Here is a 20,794-nt window from a genome sequence, read left to right as displayed (position 1 = left end):
GGTTTTCTCGGTTTTTGCATTCGTCTAGGGCTGGTGCATGTTCATGCGCCTCACCTTGCTCCTTGCCCTCTCCACCCCGGTGGCGGCGCAAACCCCAGCGCTCAGCATTGATGCGCTCGCTGCCGAGGTGGTGGCCGGCAACCCGGAACGCCAGTTCCTCGCCCGCCAGATCAGTCTGGCGCAAACCGGGGTGCAGGCCGCCCGCCGGCTTGCCGATCCCGAACTCAGCATCGAATTTGGCGAGCGGCGGACAGACAATGTCCAAACCGGCCAACGGCTTGGCGATGGCCCGGCCTTTGCCGCCGCCATCCTGCAACCGATCGAATTCAACGGCCGCCTGCCGCTCCGGAAGGCGATAGCCGAGGGCAATGTCACGCTGGCGCGGCTGGGCCTGGCCCAGTTCGAAGCCACGCTGGCCGGCCGCGCCCGCACCCTGGGCTATCGCCTGTTCGCCGCCGACGCCCGCGCCGAAGCCGCCCGTGCCGTGGCCAGTCGCATGCGCAGCCTTGCTGGCGTGATCATCGCCCGCGATCCCGCTGGCCAGGCCCCACGGCTCGAAGCCGCCGTCCTCGAAGCCTCGGCCATCACCGCCGAACGCACCGCCGCCGAGGCCGAAGCGGCCTATAACGCTGCCCTTTATGAACTCAACGGCCTGCGCGGCCAGCCCTTCCCGGCGCGGGTGCGCATCCAGCGCCCGCCGCTCAGCCCGCCGCCGCTGCCCGATGTCAGCCAGCTCGCCGAACAGGCCGAATCCGGCAATTTCGAGCTGCTGGCGCTCAAGACCCAGCTGGACCAGCAGGGCCTCTCGGTCCGCCTGGCCGAAAAGGGCCGGGTGGGCGCGCTAAGCATCGGCCCGTTCATCAATCGCGACCGTGGCGACGTGAAGGATCAGGTGATTGGCCTGCGCGCCACCACCAGCCTGCCGCTGTGGAACCGCCAGGCCGGTGATGTGGCCGCCGCCGAAAGTCGCGAGGCGCAAGGCCAGGCCAGCCTGATCGCCGCCCGCCGCCGCATTCTCGCCCAGCTCCATGCCGATGCCGCCCTCTATCGCGCCCGCGCCGAGGCCTTGGCCCGCTGGCCCGCCGATGCGCCGCAACGCTTTGCCGCCGCCGCCGAAGAGGCTGACCGCGCCTATCGTCTGGGTGCCGTGCCGCTGCCCACCTATGTTGCCATGCAGACCGGCTGGCTCGATGCCCTGACCGCCGTGCTCGATACCCGCGCCGGCCTGTGGGAAGCCCGGGAGCAGCTGCGCATCCTCACGGGCGGCAGCACCGCCCAATGATCGCCGCCCTGATTTCGGCCAGCGAGCGCAATCGCGGCGGCGTCGTGCTGGCGGCGTTGATCGCCGCTGCCATCGGCCTTTGGCATCTGGTCAGCCTGCCCATTGATGCCATCCCCGACGTCACCGGCGTGCAGGTGCAGGTCAACACCGCCGTGCCTGGCCTCGCCGCGCAGGAAATCGAAACCCGGGTGACCGTCCCGATCGAGCGGCTGATGGGCGGCCAGCCCGGCCTCATCGGCTTCCGTTCGCTCACCCGCTCCGGCCTGTCCCAGGTCACCCTGCTCTATGAAGACGGCACCGATGTGATGCGCGCCCGCCAGGTGGTGGCCGAACGGCTGGGCACGGCCGCGGCGCTGTTGCCGCCCGGCGCGGCGCCGCAGCTGGCGCCGATCACCACCGGGCTGGGCGAAATTCTCTACTACACGCTGGAATGGGATCATCCGCCCCACGACGAACCGCATCATCCCGGCCTGGTGCCGGCCAGCACCGCCGAAGACCATCTGATGGCCCTGGCCGAAACCCAGGAATATGTGGTGGTGCCCATGCTGCGCACCGTGCCCGGCGTGGCCGAGGTGAACAGCATCGGTGGCCTGGAACGCCAATATCTCATCGAACCCGATCTGGCCCGCCTGGCCGCGGCCGGGGTGACGCCGGCCGAACTCGCGGCTGCGGTCGCCGCCTTTGCCGACAATGAAGGCGGCGGCGCCATCAACCGCGATGGCCGCCGCATGGTGGTGCGCACCGATGCCCGCGTGATGCAGCCCGAACGCATCGGCGCCCTGCCGGTGAAATTTGCCGGTGGCGTGCGGCCGCTCACGGTGGCTAATCTTGCCACGGTGCGGGTGGGCAGTGCCCTGCGCGCCGGCGCCGCCACCGTGGATGGCGAACAGACGGTGCTGGGCACCATCATGTTGCTGGCCGGCCGCAACAGCCGAGAGGTGGCGCGCGCCGTCGACGCCTATCTGCCCGACGTGCAGGCGGCGCTGCCGGCCGGCATGGTGATTCGCGCCCGCTATGACCGGGCCGACATCGTGGAGCGCACCGTTGCCACTGTCCGCAACAATCTGTCAGAAGGGGCGTTGCTGGTCGCCGTCGTGCTCATCCTGGTGCTTGGCCACTGGCGCGCCGCACTGATCGTCGCCGCGGTCATCCCGGTGGCCTTCCTGATGGCGGCCATCGGCATGGTGCGGCTGGACATCTCGGGCAATCTGATGAGCCTCGGCGCCCTCGATTTCGGCCTGCTGGTCGATGGCGCCATTGTCGGCGTTGAAAATGCCCTGCGCCGGCTGGGGGCCGAACAGGCCCGGCTTGCCCGCCCGCTGGCCGAGGACGAGCGCCGCACCCTGATTGCCCGCGCCATGGGCGAGGTGGCCCGTCCGGTGGCGTTTGGCGTGGCGATCATCACGCTCGTCTATGTGCCGGTGCTGGCGCTGGGCGGGGTGGAGGGCAAGTTGTTCCGCCCGATGGCTGAAACCGTCATGCTGGCGCTCACCGCCGCGCTGCTGGTCAGCCTCACGCTGGTGCCGGCGCTGGCCTCCTATATGCTGACCTCTGGCGGCGATCATGGCCCCAATCGCCTGATGCGCGCGCTGGAGATGGGCTATCGCCCGGTGCTCACCGCCACGCTGGCGCGCCCGGCCCTCGCCATTGTCCCGGCGCTGCTGGTCATGCTGGCGGCCGGGCTGGTCTTCACCCGGCTGGGCACGGTTTTCACCCCCCGGCTCGACGAAGGCTCGATCACCGCCATGGTCTATCGCCCGGTGGACATGAGCCTGGAGGCCAGCCTGGCCCAGGAACAGGCGATCGAACGGGCGATCCTGCGGAAATTCCCGCAGGTCACCCATGTCTTCTCGCGCATCGGCACGGCCGCCGTCGCCACCGATCCGATGCCGCCGAATGAGAATGATCTCTACGTCCACTACAAGCCGCAGGCCGAATGGCCGGCCACCGGTCCGCAGACCAAGGCCGAGCTGGTACAGGCCATCGAGGCGGAGGCGAAACGCATCCACGCCAACCAGCGCTTCCTGTTCGCCCAACCCATCGAAATGCGCTTCAACGAGATGCTGGAAGGCACGCGTGCCGACCTGGCGGTGAAAATCTATGGCGATGATGATGACCGGCTGGAGGCGCTGGGGGCTGCCGCGTTGCAGGTGCTGGAGCGTCTGCCCGGCACCGCCCAGGCCGAGTTCGAGGTGGATGGCCGCACCCCCAGCCTGGTGGTGAAGGTGAACCATGATGCGCTGGTGCGCCTCGGTCTCGGGGCCGATGAGGTCAACCGCGCCATCCGCGCCGGCCTGGCGGGGCAGGAGGTGGGCGCCATCCTGGAAGGCATCCGCCGGCACGCCATCGTGGTGCGGCTGCCCGATCGCCAGCGCGCCGATCTCGCCGCGATTCGTGCCCTGCCGCTCCGGGTGGGGCAGGCGGGCCTGGTGCCACTGGGTCGCGTGGCCACGCTTGAAGAGGTGATGGCGGTGGAGCCGGTGCGCCGCGACAATGGCCAGAAGCGCGCCGCCCTGCTGATCAATCTCTCCGGCAGCGATGTGGAAGCCTATGTCGCCCGCGCCAGGGCCGAGCTGGCCAAGGCGGTGCCGCTGCCGCCCGGATATCGCATCGAATTCGGCGGCCAGTTCAAGCAGTTGCAGGAGGCCAAGGGCCGTCTGGCCGTGCTGGTGCCGGCCTGCCTGGTGCTCATTCTGGTGCTGGTGTTCGGCGCGCTGGGCTCGGTCGCCCAAGCCTTGATCGTCTTTGCCGGCATTCCGCTTGCCGTCACCGGCGGGGTGTTCGCGCTGGCCTTGCGCGGCATGCCCTTCTCGATCACGGCAGCCATCGGCTTCATCGCGCTGTCGGGCATTGCCATGCTCAACGGTCTGGTGCTGGTGGACCATATCAACCATCTGCGCCGCGAAGGCCTCGCCCGGGCCGACGCTGTCGCCGCCGGCGCGCTCGACCGGCTGCGCCCGGTCATCTCCACCGCGCTGGTGGCCAGCATCGGCTTCCTGCCGATGGCGATTGCCAGCGGTGCCGGCGCCGAAGTGCAGCGCCCGCTGGCCACGGTGGTGATCGGCGGCATCCTGTCGTCCACCCTGCTCACCCTGCTGCTGGTGCCGACCTTGTATCGAAAATTCGTCAGGGATTGAGGAATCACCCCCGACACCCTACATGGGTCGTGCCGGCTTGCCGGCTATGGCGATAAATGATGCCGTGGAATAGACGCAGCGGACCCGGGGGCAGTACCCGGCGGCTCCACCATTCTCAATCCCGTTGTCGGGGTGAATTGCGGGGCCGAACCAGGATCGACGTGTGTTCAAAGACGGTGTTTTTGCCCGGCCTGAATGCGCCGTTAAACCGTTCAAAACCCACAAATGCCAACGACAACGAGGCATTCGCGATCGCGGCGTAATTGAGTCCTAACGGACGAAATTACCCCAAGAGAACGCGGCACGGGCCACGCCGGGCAACAGAAGTGGATTCCAGCGGCCAGAGGGGGGCCGGGCAACAGAACCCCCTCACCGATTTGCGCGCGCCAAGGCCCCCCGGCAAACCCACAACTTGGGGGCCGGGCAACATTACCTCCTCACCGATTTGCGCACACGGCGCCTCCGATCCTCGGCCTGTCACTCGGGCTCCGACGCCTTGGCATCCTCCAACCGGCGGATCGTCTCATCCAGCCGCGCCACGGCCAGCCCAAATTTGCGCACGATCATCACATTGTGCACCGTTCGGCCATCAGCCTGCAGCGCCAGCGTCTGTTCGGCGCGCAGCCCGCCCTTCAGGGCAAAGCGCAGCCGCAGCCGGCCATCCACCAGGGTGCCGCTCACCGGTCCGGCCGCATCGCTCAGCACGCCGCTGAACCCGCCCTGGCCGTCGCGGCGCAAGCGCCACTGCCGCCGCGACGGCGCCTGGCCGGCCATGGTCACCACTTGATCCAGCCGGATGGCACCATCGCCGGCCGGCACGCCCTGGCCGTCAACCGTCACGGCGCGGGTCTTGCGGGTGGCAATGCGCAACTGGCCCTCGCCGCGCGTGGTCCCGGCAAAGAACCGGATCGGGTCGAACATCGGCGCCCCGGCCGCCGCCTGTGGCAAGCGGCTGGTGGACACGCATGCCGAAACGCTGGTCAACAGCAACAGCGCAGCAAACGCCCGTTTCATCCCCAGTCCTCCTGCCAGTGCCAGCTACGCCAACATGGCCCGGCGCGATGCCACTTGTCGCGCAGCCCCATTGCCCCCAATGCCACATTGCCCCACGCCATTGCGCTTGACCTCGCCCGCGCCCCGCGCCAATCGGAAGCGCACACCAGCCAAGGCTCAGTTCCCGTGAACGACACCACCCCAGACAGCCTGATTCCCTATGACGATATCGTCCAGGATGCGCTGCGCGGCGTTGTCAGCCGCGTGCTGCGCCGCATCCAGGCCGAAGGCGGCCTGCCCGGCAGTCATCATTTCTACATCGCCTTCCGCACCCGCGCCCCCGGTGTGTCCATCCCCAGCCATCTCATGGAACGCTATCCGGACGAGATGACCATCGTCATCCAGCATCGTTACTGGGATCTGGTGGTGGCCGATGATCATTTCTCCATCGGCCTGTCGTTCAACCAGATGCCGGCCACGCTGGTCATTCCCTATGATGCCATTGTCGGCTTCGTCGATCCGGCGGTGAACTTCGCCCTGCAGTTCGCGCCCAAGGATGGCGAGCATGCACCGGAACCGCCGGAGCCGGAGGCACCGCCGCCCGCGCCGGAACCGGATGGCAGCAGCGATGGCAGCAATGTCGTCACGCTCGACCGGTTCCGCCGCAAGTGACCCAGTTCATCCGCCGCGATGCGCCTGCCCGGCGCGGTTTGATGTTCGTGCTGTCCTCCCCCTCGGGCGCCGGCAAGACGACCATGTCGCGCGCGCTGATGGCCGAGGACAATGAAATCACCATGAGCGTTTCCGCCACCACACGCCGGCCCCGCCCGGGCGAGGTGGATGGTGTCGATTATTATTTCGTCAGCCCCGATCAGTTCCAGTCGATGGTGCAGGAAAATGCGCTGCTGGAATGGGCCACCGTGTTCGGCAACCGCTATGGCACGCCGCGTGCCCCCGTGGAGGCCGCCCTGGCCGCCGGCCGCGATGTTCTGTTCGACATTGATTGGCAGGGCACGCAGCAGTTGCAGCAAACCGATGCCGCCTCCGATCTGGTGCGCGTGTTCATCCTGCCGCCCACACTGGCCGAGCTGGAACGCCGCCTGACCAGCCGCAACACCGATCACCCCGATGTGATCGCCGGACGCATGGCCCGCGCCCGCGACGAGATCAGCCATTGGGGCGAATATGACTATATCCTCGTCAACGACGACGCCGAAACCTGCCTGAACGAGATCCGCGCCATCCTGAAGGCCGAACGCCTGCGCCGCAAACGCCAGCTCGGGCTGGCCGGCTTCGTGCGCGGCATGCTGGGCGAATGAAGCCGGCAGCGGCCCTGCTGGCGCTGCTGCTGCTCGCCGGCTGCAGCAAGGGCGATGATCTGCAGCCCTATGCCGTCGTCCGTCGCGCCGATGTGTGGCAGGCGGTGATCCGCGACAATGATCGTGGCCGCCTCGCCCGCTTGTCTGACGCGTGGACGGAGGCGCAGGCCGATATCGCTGCCGCCGGCGCCACGGCGGATCTCGCCGCGCTGGGCCCCGTTGCCGATCCCACGCTGGCCAGCCCGGCGCCGCTGCCGGCGGCCGGCGCCTTCCAGTGCCGCATCATCCGGCTGGGCTGGCGCCAGGGCAGTGTGCGGTTGGCCCCGCCGGTGCAGGCCGAAGCCTGGGCGCCTTGCACCCTGGCTGCCGATGGCATCCTGCTCCGCCTCGAAACCGCGCCCGGCGTGCAGCGCTTTGCCGGCACGCTTTATCCCGATGTGGACCGGCTGGTGTTCCTGGGGAGCGTGCAACTGGCCGGCGAACCCGGCCGCCTGCGCTATGGCGAGGATCGGGACCGCGACCAGCTCGGCGTGCTCACCACCCTTGCCCCCGGCCATTGGCGCCTCGCGCTGCCCTGGCCGCGCTGGAGCGCCCGCCTGGTGCTGATCGAGATCAAGGCCGGCTAGTGGCCGAATTCACCGCGGTGCTGGCGGCCCAGAGCTGGGCCTTCTGGGCGGCAGCCATTGCCGGCGTCACCATCCTGGGCCTCGCCAAGGGCGGCTTCGCCGGGCTGGGCGTGCTGGGCGTGCCGATCATGGCGCTGGGCATGAGCCCGGTGCTCGCCGCCGCCATCCTGCTGCCGATCCTCCTCGTTCAGGATGTGTTTTCGGTGAAGGCCTTTGGCGCGCATCGCAGCAACCGCGTGCTGGCCCTGATGATCCCCGGATCATGCCTCGGCATCCTCGCCGGCTGGGCGCTGGCCCGCTTCGTGCCAGTGGCGGCGGTGGAGGCGGCGGTCGGCCTGATTGCCCTTGGCTTTGGCATCCAGCGCATCCGGGCCAAACATCGTGGGCTTGCCGCGCGGGTCGGCCCGCCCTGGCAGGGCGTCGTGATGGGCGCCGCCGCCGGCTTCACCAGCCAGATCTCCCACGCCGGCGGGCCGCCGTTCCAGATGCATGTGCTGCCGATGAAACTGCCGCGCGACAGCTTCATCGGCACCAGCAGCGTGTTCTTTGCGGTGATCAACTGGCTGAAGGTGCCGGCCTATGCCGCGCTGGGCACCTTCACGCCGGCCAACATGGCGCTGGCGGCGGCGCTGCTGCCGGCCGCGCTCGCCTCCACCTGGGCCGGCACCCTGCTGGTGCGCCGGGTTGATGGGCCGCGTTTCTATGCCATCATGCATGTGATGATGATCCTGGTTGGGGGGAAATTGCTATGGGACGGGCTTTCGGGGCTCTGATCGCGGCCATGCTGGCCAGCCCGGCGGCAGCAGCGCCGGTTGATCTCGTCACCCTCTACAAGGATCTCCATGCCCATCCCGAACTGGGTTTTCAGGAGGTGCGGTCCGCCGGCATCCTCGCCGCCGAAGCGCGCGCCGCCGGCTTCGAGGTGACCGAGAAGGTCGGTGGCACCGGCGTGGTCGCCCTGCTGAAGAACGGCAAGGGCCCCACCGTGCTGGTGCGGGCCGACATGGATGCGTTGCCGGTCAAGGAAATCACCGGCCTGCCCTATGCCAGCCAGGCCACCGGCCATTACAAGGGCGGCCCGGAAACGCCGGTGATGCACGCCTGTGGCCATGATATCCATATGGCGGTGTGGGTGGGCGTGGTGCGCGCGCTCGCCGCCAACAAGGCCAATTGGCGCGGCACGGTGATGATGGTGGCCCAACCGGCCGAGGAGATCATCCAGGGCGCCCGCGCCATGCTGGCCGATGGACTTTATGCCCGCTTTGGCCGCCCCGATTATGCCCTGGCGCTGCACGATGGCACCGGCCCGGCCGGCACGGTGCAGGTGAACCTCGCCGCCAACGCTTCTGCGGCCGACACGGTGGATATCGAGGTGAAGGGCATCGGCGGCCACGGCGCCTATCCGGCCGACACCAATGACCCGGTGGTGCTGGCCAGCCGCATTGTCGTCGCCTTGCAGACGCTGGTCGCCCGCGAGAACGACCCGTTCCAGCCCGCCGTGGTGACGGTGGGCAGCATCCACGGCGGCACCAAGCACAACATCATCGGCGAAAGCGTGCATCTGCAGCTGACGGTGCGCAGCTTTGATGCCGGCGTGCAGGCCCGGCTGCTCGAAGGCATCCGCCGCATCGCCCGCGGCGAGGCCATCGCCGCCGGCTTGCCGGAAAGCCTCTATCCGCAGGTGACTGTGGACCCCAACGGCACCCAGCCGACCATCAACACCACCCCGCTGGCGCTGCGCATCAAGGCGCTGTTCCAGAAGACGCTGGGGCCCGACAAGGTGCTGGAAGGCAACCCGTCGATGGCGTCGGAGGATTACAACCAGTACGGCCTCGCCGATCCGCGCATCCAGACGGTGATGTATTCGCTGGGCGCGGTGAATCCCGATGTCTGGGCCAAGGCGCAGAAGGACGGCACGAAACTGCCCGGCCCGCACAACCCGCGCTGGGCCCCCGATCCCGAACCCACCATTGCCACCGGCGTCGCCACCATGACCGATGCCGTCATGATGCTCTTGCCAAAATCGCGCTGAACGAAGGACGATCCCCGATGAAATCGCTCATCACCGGCCTGTTGCTGGCCGCGGCCACCCCGGCGCTGGCCGCCCCCGTCGATCTCGTCACCCTCTACAAGGATCTGCACGCCCACCCCGAACTGGGCTTTCAGGAAGTGCGCTCGGCCGGCATCCTGGCCGCCGAAGCCCGCGCCGCCGGGTTCGAGGTGACGGAAAAGGTCGGCCGCACCGGCGTGGTCGCCGTGCTGAAGAACGGCAAGGGCCCCACCGTGCTGATCCGCGCCGACATGGATGCGCTGCCGGTGAAGGAAGCCACCGGCCTGCCCTATGCCAGCACGGCAAAGGGCCATTATGACGGCGGGGAGGATACGCCGGTCATGCACGCCTGTGGCCATGATATCCACATGGCGGTGTGGGTGGGGGTGGCCCGCTGGATGGCGGACAACCGCAAGGCCTGGAAGGGGACGCTGGTGATGATCGGCCAGCCGGCGGAGGAAATCTCCGGCGGTGCCAAGGCGATGATCGACGATGGCCTGTTCACCCGTTTCCCCAGGCCCGATTTCGCCCTCGCCCTGCATGATGACAGCCGCATCCCCGCCGGCACCGTGTCCGTCCCGCCCTATCGCGCCCTGTCCACCGCCAGCTTCATGGATATCACGGTCAAGGGCATTGGCGGCCACGGCGCCTATCCGGCCACCACCAAGGACCCGGTGGTGCTGGCCAGCCGCATCGTCAGTGCGTTGCAAACCCTGGTGAGCCGCGAGAATGACCCGTTCCAGCCGGCGGTGGTGACAGTGGGCAGCATCCACGGCGGCACCAAGCACAACATCATCCCCGATGAGGTGAAGCTGCAGCTGACCATCCGCAGCTATGACGCCATGCAGCAGCAGCGCCTGCTCGACGGCATCATGCGCGTGGCCCGGGGCGAGGCCATCGCCGCCGGCATCCCCGACGCCCTGATGCCAACGTTCAGCCAGGGCGCCGCCGCCCCGCCCACGCTCAACGACACGCCGCTGGCCACCCGCATCAAGGCCCGGTTCGAAACCCTGCTGGGCAAGCCGCGCGTGATCGATCTCGACCCGTCGATGGCATCAGAGGATTACAATATCTTCGGCACGACGCTGGGCATTCCCTCGGTCATCTACTGGCTGGGCGGCGTCCCGCAGGCCAAGTGGGATGCAGCGCAAGCGGGCGGCCCGGCCATCCCGTCGCTGCACAACGCCGGCTGGGCGCCGGATCCGGCGCCCACCATCGCCACCGGCGTCGAAACCATGACGGCCGCCGCCACCATGTTGATGCCGGCGAAATAGCGCCCTCCTCAAAAAGCCCCCTCAAAAAGCCCAAGCGCGCAAACCGGCCGCGCGCGTGCTACAACCTCCCCGTTCAGCTCCTGGGGAGGATGCAGCATGCGCGACTACACGAAATTCTACATCGACGGCCAATGGGTCGATCCGGCCGTCGCCAACCCGTTGGATGTGATCAACCCGGCCACCGAAGAGGTGGCGGGCAAGATCAACCTGGGCAGCGCTGCCGATGTCGATCGCGCCGTCGCCGCCGCCAAGGCCGCCTTCCCGGCCTTTGCCCGCACCAGCGTCAAGGAGCGGATCGAGCTCCTGGGTGCCATCGCCGGCGAATATCAGAAGCGCTACAACGATATCGCCGCCGCCATCACCGAAGAAATGGGTGCCCCGGCCTGGCTGTCCAACCAGGCCCAGGCCGCGCTGGGCATCGGCCACATCGCCACCGCCATCGAGGTGCTGAAGGGCTACAAGTTCGATGAGCTGAAGGGCACCACGCTGATCACCAAGGAACCGATCGGCGTCTGCGCCTTCATCACGCCGTGGAACTGGCCGATCAACCAGATCGCCTGCAAGGTCGCCCCGGCGCTCGCGGTTGGTTGCACCATGGTGCTGAAACCGTCGGAAATCGCGCCATTCTCGGCCTATATCTGGACGGAAATCCTCCATGCCGCCGGCGTGCCCAAGGGCGTGTTCAACCTGGTCAACGGCGATGGCCCTGGCGTTGGTGTCGCCCTGTCGTCCCACAAGGATGTGGACATGGTCAGCTTCACCGGCTCGACCCGGGCCGGTATCGCCGTGGCCAAGAACGCGGCCGACACGGTCAAGCGCGTCGCGCAGGAGCTGGGCGGCAAGTCGCCCAACATCGTGCTGCCCGATGCCGACCTGGTGAAGGCCGTCTCTGGCGGCGTGCAGAGCGTGATGATGAATTCGGGCCAAAGCTGCAACGCCCCCACCCGCATGCTGGTGCCGCGCGCCAAGATGGCCGAAGCCGCCGCCATCGCAAAGCAAGTCGCCGAAGCCACCACCGTGGGCGATCCCAATGGCAACAGCGCCATGGGCCCCGTGGTCAGCGAGACCCAGTGGCACAAGATTCAGGGCCTGATCGAACAGGGCATCAAGGAAGGCGCCACGCTGGTCGCCGGCGGCCCCGGCCGGCCGGAGGGTCTCGACAAGGGCTATTATGTCAAGCCGACCATCTTCGCCGATGTGACGAACGACATGACCATCGCGCGCGAGGAAATCTTCGGCCCGGTGCTGGCGATGCTGCCCTATGACAGCGGAGAGGACGCCATCGCGATCGGCAACGACACCGTCTATGGCCTCGCCGCCTATGTGCAGGGCGAGCCGGAACATGCGAGGCTGGTCGCCCGCGAACTGCGCGCCGGCCAGGTCAACATCAACCAGGCCGGGTTCGATCTGATGGCGCCGTTCGGCGGCTACAAGCAATCCGGCAATGGCCGCGAATGGGGCGACCATGGCTTTGCCGATTTCCTCGAAGTGAAGGCGATCATCGGCTTCGGCGAAGCCCAGGCGGCAGAGTAACACTGGGGGTGGGTCTCACCACCCGCACCCAGCCTTGGGGCACGACAATCATTCCCACCCCCGAACCCTCCCGCCAGCGGGAGGGGAGGAGACCAAGATGACCATCCACACTCCGATCTGTGACCTCCTCGGCGTCGAACATCCCGTGCTGCTGGCCGGCATGGGCGGCGTGTCCTATGCCGAGGTCTGCGCCGCCGTCTCCGCTGCCGGCGGCTTTGGTTCGCTTGGCATGGCCGGCCTGCCGCCGCGCTTCATCGCCGATCAGATGGCCCGCGTGAAGGATCTGACCGACAAGCCGTTCGGCGTCGACCTGCTCACCGCCCAGCCCGAAACCCTCACGGCTAGCGTCGATGTGATCATCAAGGGCGGCGCCAAGGCCTTCATTGCCGGCCTTGGCGTGCCGGTGGCCATCATCAACGAGCTGAAGGCGGCCGGCATCGTCGTCATGTGCATGGCCGGCAATGTGAAGCATGCGGTCAAGGCGGCCGAAGCCGGCTGCGATGTCATCATCGCGCAAGGGACAGAAGGCGGCGGCCACACCGGCAGCGTCGCCTCCGTCGCGCTGTGGCCGCAATGCGTGGACGCGGTCGATATCCCGGTGGTGGCGGCCGGCGGCCTTTATGACGGCCGCGGCCTTGCCGCCGCGCTGGCCTTTGGCTGTGTCGGCGTGTGGATGGGCACCCGCTTCATCGCGTCGGAAGAGGCGCATGCCGGCCAGAAATACAAGGAGGCGATCGTCGGCATGTCGGAAAGCGACACCGTCATCTCCAAGGTGTTCACCGGCAAGACGCTGCGCGCCATCGTCAACGACAGCAACCGCAACTTCGACAATCGCGATGCCAAACCCTTTGCCGCCCAGGTCGCCGAATCGGTGCAGCTGAACCGGCTGGGGCCCATTGCCGGCGTGCTCGACGTCATCCCCGAAACCCAGTGCCTGGCGGCCGGGCAGGGCGGTGGCGGCATCACCGAAATCCTCCCCGCCGGCGAGATCGTGCGCCGCACCGTGGCCGAGGCCGAATCCACCCTCACAAGCCTGCGGAGCTTCGGCTGATGCGCCGCCTCCTGCTCGCGCTCGCCCTGCTGGCCACCCCCGCTGCCGCCATCGACGGCCCGGTGTTCAAGGGTTTCGGCACCTACACCGCGACCGAGCATGATGTGGTGATCCCCCGGGGCACGGTGCTGCGCCATGTCTATGACGTCACCGCCGCCACGCCGGGCAAGCGCAACCCCGGCTTTGAAACGGCGGCGCGCTTCATCAACTCCCATGTCGGCAACGGCATGGCGGAGCGGGACGTGGCGGTTGCCGTCGTCGTCCACGGCCCGGCCATCGCCGAACTGACCAGGCCCGAGGTTTATGCCGCCCGCAACGCCGGCCCCGCCAACGCCAGCGAGGCGATGGTGAAGGCGATGCTGGAAAAGGGCGTGCGCTTCATCGTCTGCGGCCAGGCCGCCAACGCCATGGGTGTGAAAAAGGCTGACTTGCTTCCCGGCGTCGAACTGGCCATCTCTGCCAGCAGCGCCCACGCCATCCTGCAGGCGCAAGGTTACACGCTGAACCCGTTCTGAAAGGCTTCTCCCATGCTGCGTGCCGCGCTTCTTGCCACCATCCTGATCGCGGCGCCGGCACTGGCGCAGGATCGCAGCGGCTTCAGCCTGGGCCCGGTGCTCGGCGATGTCGGCCCGCACGCCGCCGTCCAGTCCGATCTGCCGATCCCGGCCGGCACCAGCTTTAGGATCGCCTTTGATCTGCACACCCGCGCCGAACCGGGCGGGCTCAGCCGACAGATCGAAACCGCGGCCCGCACGTTCAACATGCTTGTCGCCGCCGGTGTGCCCCGGGAAAAGGTCCAGATCGTCCTGATCGCCCACGGCCCGGCGGCGCAGGATCTGCTCAAGCCCGAAAGCTATGCCGCGCGCAATCCCGGCAAGGCCAATGGCAGCCTGGATGCGGTCAACAAGCTGCTTGGCGCCGGGGTGGAAATCTATCTGTGCGGCCAGACGGCGGCGAGCCAGAAGATCAGCAAGGCTGATCTCATCCCCGGCGTGAAAATGTCCCTCTCGGCCATCACCGCCCACGCCCTCTATCAACAGCGCGGTTACACGCTGAACCCGTTCTGAGGCGGCTCAAACGGCCTTTTCCAGCACCACAAAGTGCAGATCGTCGCGCAGCGGGGTGCCGAACCGCTGATCGTCATAGGGAAAGGGCGCGATGCCACCGGTCTGCGTGTAGCCCCTGCGTTCATACCAGGCGATCAGCGTGTCGCGCACATTCACCACCGTCATCCGGATCCGCTTGCCGCCTCTTGCCTGCACCCACCGCTCTGCAGCGGTCAGCACGGCGCGGCCCAGGCCGTTGTTCTGCCGCTCCGGATCGGTCGCCAATGATCCCAGATACCAGATGCCGTCACCCAGTGGCTCCAGCCACACGCAACCGCTGATATCGGGGCCATCCACCCATTTCAGGAAGTGGCCATCCGGCTTTTCCGCCAGCTCGGCGCGGAAAAACTCGGCATTGGTGCGGTTGCCGGCAATCACCCCGGCCTCCGAGTTCCAGCCGGCGGAATCACCCGTGCCGCGATAGGCGCGGTTCATCAGCGCCACCAGCTGCGGCACGTCTGCATCCTCGATGGCGACCAACATGCATCCTCTCCCGGCAGCACGCTGGCAGGAGCAAGCCATGCCCAGCCAGGCATTGCAACCGCGAGTTGGCGGGGAGCGGAAATCCTATCCCTTCAGCGCCGGCACCCGCGCCGCCGCCTCGCCGGCATCAATCTCCGGCCCCGGCACGCCCGAATCCACCCGCCCGGCCGCCGCCATGCGGATGGCGCGGCGGATGCGCGGATAGGTGCCGCAGCGGCAGATGTTGGTCATGGCGGCGTTGATGTCCTCGTCCGATGGATTCGGCTTGTCCTTCAACAGGGCGGCCGCCGCCATGATCATGCCCGATTGGCAATAACCGCATTGCGGCACCTGGGCTGCGATCCACGCCTGCTGCAGCGGGTGGTCGCGATTGTCAGACAGGCCTTCGATGGTGGTGACGAACGTGCCTTCCAGATCGGCAATCGTCACCTGGCAACTGCGCGTCGCCTTGCCATCCACATGCACGGTGCAGGCCCCGCACAGCCCGGCGCCACAGCCGAACTTGGTGCCGGTCAATCCGGCCGCCTCGCGCAGCGCCCACAGCAGGGGCGTCGCGGGGTCCATCAGAAATTCGACAGGATTGCCGTTGACGGTGAACTTGGTCATGCCTTGTCCATAGACCGTGGGAGCCTGCAATGGAACTCAAGACCCTCGATTACCGTGTTGACGATGGCATCGCCCGCATCACGCTCAACCGCCCGGCCGAACTCAACACCATGAACGGCGATTTCTGGCCGGAAATGGTCCGGGTGTTCGATGAAATCGCCCACGACATGGCGGTGCGCTGTGTCATCATCGCCTCCACTGGCAAGCATTTCACCGCCGGGCTCGATCTGAAATGGGCCGGCCAGAATGCGCTGGCCAGCCGCGGCAGCGCCGATCTCGGCCGCCAGCGCGAGGCGTTCCGCCGCCACGTCAAGGAACTGCAGGAAAGTTTCAACGTCATCGACAATTGCCGCGTGCCGGTGATCGCCGTGTGCCAGGGTGGCTGCATTGGCGGCGGCGTCGATCTGGTGACGGCGTGCGACATGCGCATCGCCACCGCCGATGCCTATTTCACCATCCAGGAAATCAATGTCGCCATCGTCGCCGATGTCGGCACGCTGCAGCGCATTCCCTTCCTGTTGCCGCAGGGGCTGGTGCGCGAACTCGCCTATACCGGCCGCAAGTTCCCGGCCGCCGAAGCTGCCCGCCATGGCTTCGTCAACCGGGTGGAAGACAGTCACGAGGCCGCGCTGGCCGCAGCCGATGCAATTGCCCGTGAAATCTGTGCCAAGTCGCCGCTGGCCATTACCGGCATCAAGCAGGTGCTCAACTATGGCCGCGATCACAGCGTCGCCGATGGCCTTGATTATGTCGCCGTCTGGAACGCCGCGATGCTGCAGGGGGATGACATGACCTCCGCCGTGCAGGCCCAGATGGCGCGGCAATCTGCCACCTTCCAAAATCTGAAGGCCTGACAAATGCGCAGGCTTGGGCATGTTTCGGGCTTGCCTGTTGCGCTGCAGCGCGGCATAGCTACTCCGTCATTTGGCGGGTGAGTCCGCCCGTTTCAGGCCAGGGGCAGTATGCGCCGCATCATCAAGTCGATTGTTTCCGCCGGAGCGATGCTCGCGCCGGCTCTCGCCGCTGCACAGGAGGCGGTCGCCGCCGCACCGGTGCCACCCGTTGCCACCACCGATGTGCCAGCCGCCACCCCGGCGTTGCTGCCGCCCACGCCCGGCATCGGCCAGCCCACCGGGGGCATCGATCTGCAGACGCCGGTCACCGACATCGCCATTGAAGCCCAGAACATGGTGCACAATGTGCTGAACCCGGTGATGTTTGCGGTCGCCATCTTCGTGCTGATCCTGCTGGCCTGGACCATCGTGCGCTACCGCGCCGGTGCCAACCCGGTGCCGTCCAAGAACAGTCACAACACCGTGATCGAGGTGGTGTGGACCGTGGTGCCGGCGCTGATCCTCATCGTCATCGCCTTCCCCAGCTTCCGTCTGCTGGCCAATCAATATGATCCGCCACGCGCCGATATCACCATCAAGGCCATCGGCCACCAGTGGTACTGGGAATATGAATATCCGGATCAGGGTGGCTTCACCTTCGATTCGATCATGCTCACCAACGAGGAAGCCACCAAGCGTGGCACGCCCAAGCTGCTGGATGTCGATAACCGCATGGTCGTCCCGGCTGGCGCCACCGTGAAGGTGCTCACCACCGCGGCCGACGTCATCCACAGCTTCGCCATGCCGGCCTTCTATGTGAAGATGGACGCCGTGCCGGGCCGCATCAACGAAACCTGGTTCAAGGTGGACAAGCCGGGCGTCTATTTCGGCCAGTGCAGCGAGCTGTGCGGCACCAAGCACGCCTATATGCCCATCGCCATCGAAGTGCTGCCGAAGGCGCAGTTCGATGCCTGGGTCGCCGCCAAGCAGAAGGAAAACGGCATCGAGCCCAAGGTGGCCGAAGCCCCCGCTGCTGAAGCCGCCCCCGCCGCCACCCCGGCCGCTGCTGAATAAGATCTGAGAAGAGGAACCCGACCATGGCTCACGCCGCAACCGCCGGGGCGCATGATCACGATCATGACCACACGCCCGGTTTCATCCAGCGCTGGCTCTTCTCGACCAACCACAAGGATATCGGCACGCTTTACCTGATCTTCGCGATCATTGCCGGCACCATCGGCGGCGCGATTTCGGGCGTGATGCGCCTCGAACTGGCCGAGCCCGGCATCCAGTGGCTCACCTTCATGACCCAGGGCAATGTCGACCAGGCCAACCATCTGTGGAACGTGTTCATCACCGCCCACGGCCTGATCATGGTGTTCTTCACCGTGATGCCCGCCATGATCGGCGGCTTCGGCAACTGGTTCGTCCCCATCATGATCGGCGCGCCCGACATGGCGTTCCCGCGCATGAACAACGTGTCCTTCTGGCTGCTGGTGCCGTCCTTCCTGCTGCTGTGCGGCTCGATGTTCGTCGAAGGGCCCGCGGGTGCAAATGGTGTCGGCACCGGCTGGACGGTCTATCCGCCGCTCTCCACCGTCGGCCACCCCGGCCCCGCCGTGGACATGGCGATCCTGTCGCTGCACATCGCCGGCGCCAGCTCGATCCTGGGCGCGATCAACTTCATCACCACCATCCTCAACATGCGTGCACCGGGCATGACCATGCACAAGATGCCGCTGTTCGTGTGGTCGGTGCTGGTCACCGCCTTCCTGCTGCTGCTGTCGCTGCCCGTGCTGGCCGGCGCCATCACCATGCTGCTGACCGATCGCAACTTCGGCACCCATTTCTTCACCGCTGATGGCGGTGGTGATCCGATCCTCTACCAGCATCTGTTCTGGTTCTTCGGTCACCCGGAAGTCTATATCCTGATCCTGCCGGGCTTCGGCATCATCAGCCAGATCGTCTCCACCTTCAGCCGCAAGCCCGTGTTCGGCTATCTCGGCATGGCCTATGCCATGGTCGCCATTGGCTTCATCGGCTTCGTGGTGTGGGCGCACCACATGTTCACCGTCGGCCTCGACGTGAACACCAAGATGTATTTCACCGCCGCCACCATGATCATCGCGGTGCCCACCGGCATCAAGATCTTCAGCTGGATTGCCACCATGTGGCAGGGCTCGATCAAGTTCGACACGCCCATGCTGTGGGCGATCGGCTTCATCTTCATGTTCACCGTTGGCGGCGTTACCGGCGTGCTCCTGTCCAACGCCGGCGTCGACACCTATTTCCACGACACCTATTATGTGGTCGCCCACTTCCACTATGTGCTGTCGCTGGGCGCCGTGTTCGCCATCTTCGCTGCCTGGTATTATTGGTTCGGCAAGATGTTCGGCAAGCAATACAACGAGTTCCTGGGCAAGCTGCACTTCTGGTTCTTCTTCATCGGCGTGAACGTGCTGTTCTTCCCGATGCACTTCCTGGGCCAGGATGGCATGCCGCGCCGCATCCCCGATTATCCGGATGCCTATGCCTATTGGAACCAGATCGCCTCCTACGGCTATGCCATCATGGGCGTGGGCATGCTGATCTTCTTCGTCAATCTGCTGATGTCGGCCTTCTCGCGCCGCAAGGTGGAAGACAATTATTGGGGCGAAGGTGCCACCACCCTGGAATGGACCCTGTCCAGCCCGCCGCCCTTCCACCAGTTCGAAACCCTGCCGGTCATCAAGTGATCGCAATCGCGCGGCGGCGCCTCGGTGCCGCCGCGCAAGGCATCTGCAATGTCTGAAATGGCCAACCCCTCCAGCGCCCTTCCCAGCACCCTGCTGGCCGACTGGCGGGATTATTTCGCCCTGCTGAAACCGCGGGTGATGACGCTGGTGATCTTCACCGCTGCCTGCGCCATGGTCGCGGCGCCGGGCCAGATGCACCCCTTCCTCGCCTTCATCGGCATCCTGTGCATCGCGGTGGCCGCCGGGGCCGCCGGCGCGCTCAACCAATGGTATGAAGCCGATATCGATGCGGTGATGAAGCGCACCGCTAAGCGACCGCTGCCCGCCGGCAAGCTGGAAAAGCCCGAGGCGCTGGCCTTTGGCGTCGTCCTCGGCACCGGCTCGGTCGCCATGATGGGCCTGGCATTGAACTGGGTCGCAGCCTTCTGGCTCGCCGTCTCCATCCTCTTCTACGTGGTGGTCTACACCGCCTGGCTCAAGCGCCGCACGCCGCAGAACATCGTCATTGGCGGCGCCGCCGGGGCCTTCCCGGTCATCTGCGGCTGGGCCGCCGTGTCCGGCGACACGCCGCTGCTGGCCTGGATCCTGTTCGCCATCATCTTCCTGTGGACGCCGCCGCACTTCTGGGCGCTGGCCCTGTTCATGGAGGCCGATTATTCCAAGGCTGGTGTGCCGATGCTGCCGGTCACCCACGGCCTTGCCGAAACCCGCCGCCAGATCCTCGGCTATTCCGCTTGCCTCGTGCCCGTCACCATCGCGCCCACGCTGCTGGGCCTCGCCGATTGGGCCTATGGCGGCACCGCCATCACGCTCGGGATCATGTTCATGGTCATGGCCGTAAAGGTGTGGCGCAACACCGCCACGGCGCCGGCCGGGATGGGCCCCGAAAAACAGCTGTTCAAATTCAGCCTTCTCTATCTGGCCTGCCTGTTCGGCGCCCTGGTGGCTGACCGGCTGCTGCTGCCATGAGTGTGGAGCCTGCCAGCTGGACCCAGGCCGAGCGTGAAGCCTTCTACGCCCGCCGCGCCTCCCGCAACCGCGCGCTGGGCATCCTGCTCTTCACCCTCGTGGCCCTGTTCTTCGGCATCACCGTGGTGCGGATGACCGGCCAGGTGAAGAACGCGCCCGACGCGCCCGCCACCGCGGCCAAGCCGGCATGAACCACGCCGGCACCCCGCTGCATCAGGCCAACCGCCGCATCGGCCTTGCCGCCGCTGCCGGAGCGCTGGCGATGATCGGCGTCGCCTATGCCGCGGTGCCGCTCTATCGCCTGTTCTGCCAGGTCACCGGCTTTGGCGGCACCACCCAGGTGGCAGCGGCCGCCCCCACCGCCGATCGGCTGGCCGCCGTTACCGGCCGCACCATCAAGGTCCGCTTTGACTCCAACATTGCCCCCGGCCTGCCCTGGCGCTTCCACCAGAAGCAGAACGAGGTGACCATCCCCATCGGCGAAAAGCGCCTCGCCTATTACAGCGCCACGAACACCAGCGACCGGCCGATCACCGGCCGCGCCGTGTTCAACGTGTCGCCGGATGTCGCCGGCCAGTATTTCATCAAGATCGCCTGCTTCTGCTTCACCGAACAGACGTTGCAGCCGGGCGAGACGGTCGACATGCCGGTCACCTGGTATGTCGATCCGGCGATCCTGGATGATCCGATCGCCAGGAAGATCGACGAAATCACGCTCAGCTACACCTTCTATCCAGTGGACAAACCGGAGCAGGTCAGGCTAAGCGGTGCGACAAATCGTAACACATCAGGATAGG

Annotated in this window: 21 protein-coding genes and 1 other RNA gene; 19 read left to right on the top strand and 3 right to left on the bottom strand. The window is 66.8% G+C overall.

Going from position 1 to position 20,794, the window contains the following annotated elements:
- Window positions 1–37: 37 nt before the first annotated feature.
- The 3 genes from CHU93_RS12765 to ssrA all read left to right on the top strand — a co-directional run bounded on the left by CHU93_RS12765 (window position 38) and on the right by ssrA (window position 4,754).
- A complete protein-coding gene (locus CHU93_RS12765) occupies window positions 38–1,282 on the top strand; it encodes a TolC family protein (RefSeq protein ID WP_341476586.1) in 1,245 nt (414 codons plus the stop codon).
- Window positions 1,279–4,419, top strand: coding sequence for an efflux RND transporter permease subunit (locus CHU93_RS12760; protein ID WP_165768729.1), 3,141 nt, complete (start codon window positions 1,279–1,281; stop codon window positions 4,417–4,419). Before CHU93_RS12765 ends, CHU93_RS12760 begins: the two co-directional genes overlap by 4 nt.
- Window positions 4,412–4,754, top strand: a transfer-messenger RNA (tmRNA) gene (gene ssrA / locus CHU93_RS12755). The genes CHU93_RS12760 and ssrA overlap by 8 nt, the downstream gene beginning before the upstream one ends.
- A gap of 142 nt (window positions 4,755–4,896) precedes the next feature.
- Here ssrA and CHU93_RS12750 read toward each other — a convergent pair.
- Window positions 4,897–5,433: a DUF3833 family protein gene (locus CHU93_RS12750; protein WP_094474564.1), complete on the bottom strand. Its 537-nt coding sequence runs from the start codon at window positions 5,431–5,433 to the stop codon at window positions 4,897–4,899.
- Between the two features lie 165 nt (window positions 5,434–5,598).
- On the opposite strand from CHU93_RS12750, the gene CHU93_RS12745 reads away from it, so the two are divergent.
- The 10 genes from CHU93_RS12745 to CHU93_RS12700 all read left to right on the top strand — a co-directional run bounded on the left by CHU93_RS12745 (window position 5,599) and on the right by CHU93_RS12700 (window position 14,332).
- Window positions 5,599–6,084 (top strand): SspB family protein, encoded by a 486-nt coding sequence (locus CHU93_RS12745; protein ID WP_086116088.1) that lies wholly within the window; start codon window positions 5,599–5,601, stop codon window positions 6,082–6,084.
- A 41-nt stretch (window positions 6,085–6,125) separates the two neighbouring features.
- Window positions 6,126–6,731 carry a guanylate kinase gene (gmk, locus tag CHU93_RS12740; RefSeq protein WP_086116087.1) on the top strand — a complete coding sequence of 202 codons (606 nt, stop codon included), beginning with the start codon at window positions 6,126–6,128 and terminating at the stop codon, window positions 6,729–6,731.
- Window positions 6,728–7,357 (top strand): DUF4893 domain-containing protein, encoded by a 630-nt coding sequence (locus CHU93_RS12735; protein WP_086115170.1) that lies wholly within the window; start codon window positions 6,728–6,730, stop codon window positions 7,355–7,357. Before gmk ends, CHU93_RS12735 begins: the two co-directional genes overlap by 4 nt.
- Window positions 7,357–8,130 (top strand): sulfite exporter TauE/SafE family protein, encoded by a 774-nt coding sequence (locus CHU93_RS12730; RefSeq protein ID WP_243375656.1) that lies wholly within the window; start codon window positions 7,357–7,359, stop codon window positions 8,128–8,130. Before CHU93_RS12735 ends, CHU93_RS12730 begins: the two co-directional genes overlap by 1 nt.
- Window positions 8,106–9,389, top strand: a complete 1,284-nt coding sequence (locus CHU93_RS12725; protein WP_094474563.1) for an amidohydrolase — start codon at window positions 8,106–8,108, stop codon at window positions 9,387–9,389. The genes CHU93_RS12730 and CHU93_RS12725 overlap by 25 nt, the downstream gene beginning before the upstream one ends.
- Window positions 9,390–9,406: 17 nt before the next feature.
- A complete protein-coding gene (locus CHU93_RS12720; RefSeq protein ID WP_094474562.1) occupies window positions 9,407–10,681 on the top strand; it encodes an amidohydrolase in 1,275 nt (424 codons plus the stop codon).
- A 96-nt stretch (window positions 10,682–10,777) separates the two neighbouring features.
- Window positions 10,778–12,214 (top strand): aldehyde dehydrogenase family protein, encoded by a 1,437-nt coding sequence (locus CHU93_RS12715; protein WP_094474561.1) that lies wholly within the window; start codon window positions 10,778–10,780, stop codon window positions 12,212–12,214.
- A gap of 97 nt (window positions 12,215–12,311) precedes the next feature.
- On the top strand, window positions 12,312–13,265 hold the full coding sequence (locus CHU93_RS12710) for an NAD(P)H-dependent flavin oxidoreductase (protein ID WP_086115166.1): 954 nt from the start codon (window positions 12,312–12,314) through the stop codon (window positions 13,263–13,265).
- Complete coding sequence (locus CHU93_RS12705) at window positions 13,265–13,780, top strand: DsrE family protein (RefSeq protein WP_094474560.1); 516 nt, start codon at window positions 13,265–13,267, stop codon at window positions 13,778–13,780. Before CHU93_RS12710 ends, CHU93_RS12705 begins: the two co-directional genes overlap by 1 nt.
- A gap of 12 nt (window positions 13,781–13,792) precedes the next feature.
- Window positions 13,793–14,332 carry a DsrE family protein gene (locus tag CHU93_RS12700; RefSeq protein ID WP_094474559.1) on the top strand — a complete coding sequence of 180 codons (540 nt, stop codon included), beginning with the start codon at window positions 13,793–13,795 and terminating at the stop codon, window positions 14,330–14,332.
- A 6-nt stretch (window positions 14,333–14,338) separates the two neighbouring features.
- Here the strand turns inward: CHU93_RS12700 and CHU93_RS12695 are convergent, their stop codons facing one another.
- Together CHU93_RS12695 and CHU93_RS12690 are read right to left on the bottom strand one after the other, a co-directional pair.
- Window positions 14,339–14,854 carry a GNAT family N-acetyltransferase gene (locus CHU93_RS12695; RefSeq protein ID WP_094474558.1) on the bottom strand — a complete coding sequence of 172 codons (516 nt, stop codon included), beginning with the start codon at window positions 14,852–14,854 and terminating at the stop codon, window positions 14,339–14,341.
- Between the two features lie 84 nt (window positions 14,855–14,938).
- Complete coding sequence (locus CHU93_RS12690; RefSeq protein WP_094474556.1) at window positions 14,939–15,460, bottom strand: (2Fe-2S)-binding protein; 522 nt, start codon at window positions 15,458–15,460, stop codon at window positions 14,939–14,941.
- Window positions 15,461–15,489: 29 nt separating this feature from the next.
- Between CHU93_RS12690 and CHU93_RS12685 the strand changes: the two genes are divergently transcribed.
- The 6 genes from CHU93_RS12685 (at window position 15,490) to CHU93_RS12660 (ending at window position 20,793) form a co-directional block, all read left to right on the top strand.
- Entirely contained in the window at window positions 15,490–16,314 is an 825-nt protein-coding gene (locus CHU93_RS12685) for a crotonase/enoyl-CoA hydratase family protein (protein ID WP_094474554.1), read from the top strand.
- A gap of 108 nt (window positions 16,315–16,422) precedes the next feature.
- A complete protein-coding gene (coxB, locus tag CHU93_RS12680; RefSeq protein WP_094474553.1) occupies window positions 16,423–17,367 on the top strand; it encodes a cytochrome c oxidase subunit II in 945 nt (314 codons plus the stop codon).
- Between the two features lie 23 nt (window positions 17,368–17,390).
- Window positions 17,391–19,028, top strand: a complete 1,638-nt coding sequence (gene ctaD, locus CHU93_RS12675) for a cytochrome c oxidase subunit I (protein WP_094474551.1) — start codon at window positions 17,391–17,393, stop codon at window positions 19,026–19,028.
- Between the two features lie 48 nt (window positions 19,029–19,076).
- Window positions 19,077–19,997 carry a heme o synthase gene (locus CHU93_RS12670; protein ID WP_094474549.1) on the top strand — a complete coding sequence of 307 codons (921 nt, stop codon included), beginning with the start codon at window positions 19,077–19,079 and terminating at the stop codon, window positions 19,995–19,997.
- Window positions 19,994–20,188: a hypothetical protein gene (locus tag CHU93_RS12665; protein ID WP_094474547.1), complete on the top strand. Its 195-nt coding sequence runs from the start codon at window positions 19,994–19,996 to the stop codon at window positions 20,186–20,188. The genes CHU93_RS12670 and CHU93_RS12665 overlap by 4 nt, the downstream gene beginning before the upstream one ends.
- Window positions 20,185–20,793 carry a cytochrome c oxidase assembly protein gene (locus CHU93_RS12660; protein WP_094474545.1) on the top strand — a complete coding sequence of 203 codons (609 nt, stop codon included), beginning with the start codon at window positions 20,185–20,187 and terminating at the stop codon, window positions 20,791–20,793. The genes CHU93_RS12665 and CHU93_RS12660 overlap by 4 nt, the downstream gene beginning before the upstream one ends.
- Window position 20,794 lies beyond the last annotated feature (1 nt).

The organism is Sandarakinorhabdus cyanobacteriorum, assembly GCF_002251755.1.
Lineage (GTDB): Bacteria > Pseudomonadota > Alphaproteobacteria > Sphingomonadales > Sphingomonadaceae > Sandarakinorhabdus > Sandarakinorhabdus cyanobacteriorum.
Note: the sequence above shows the minus strand (reverse complement) of the source record. Positions and strands in the feature narration are given on the sequence as shown.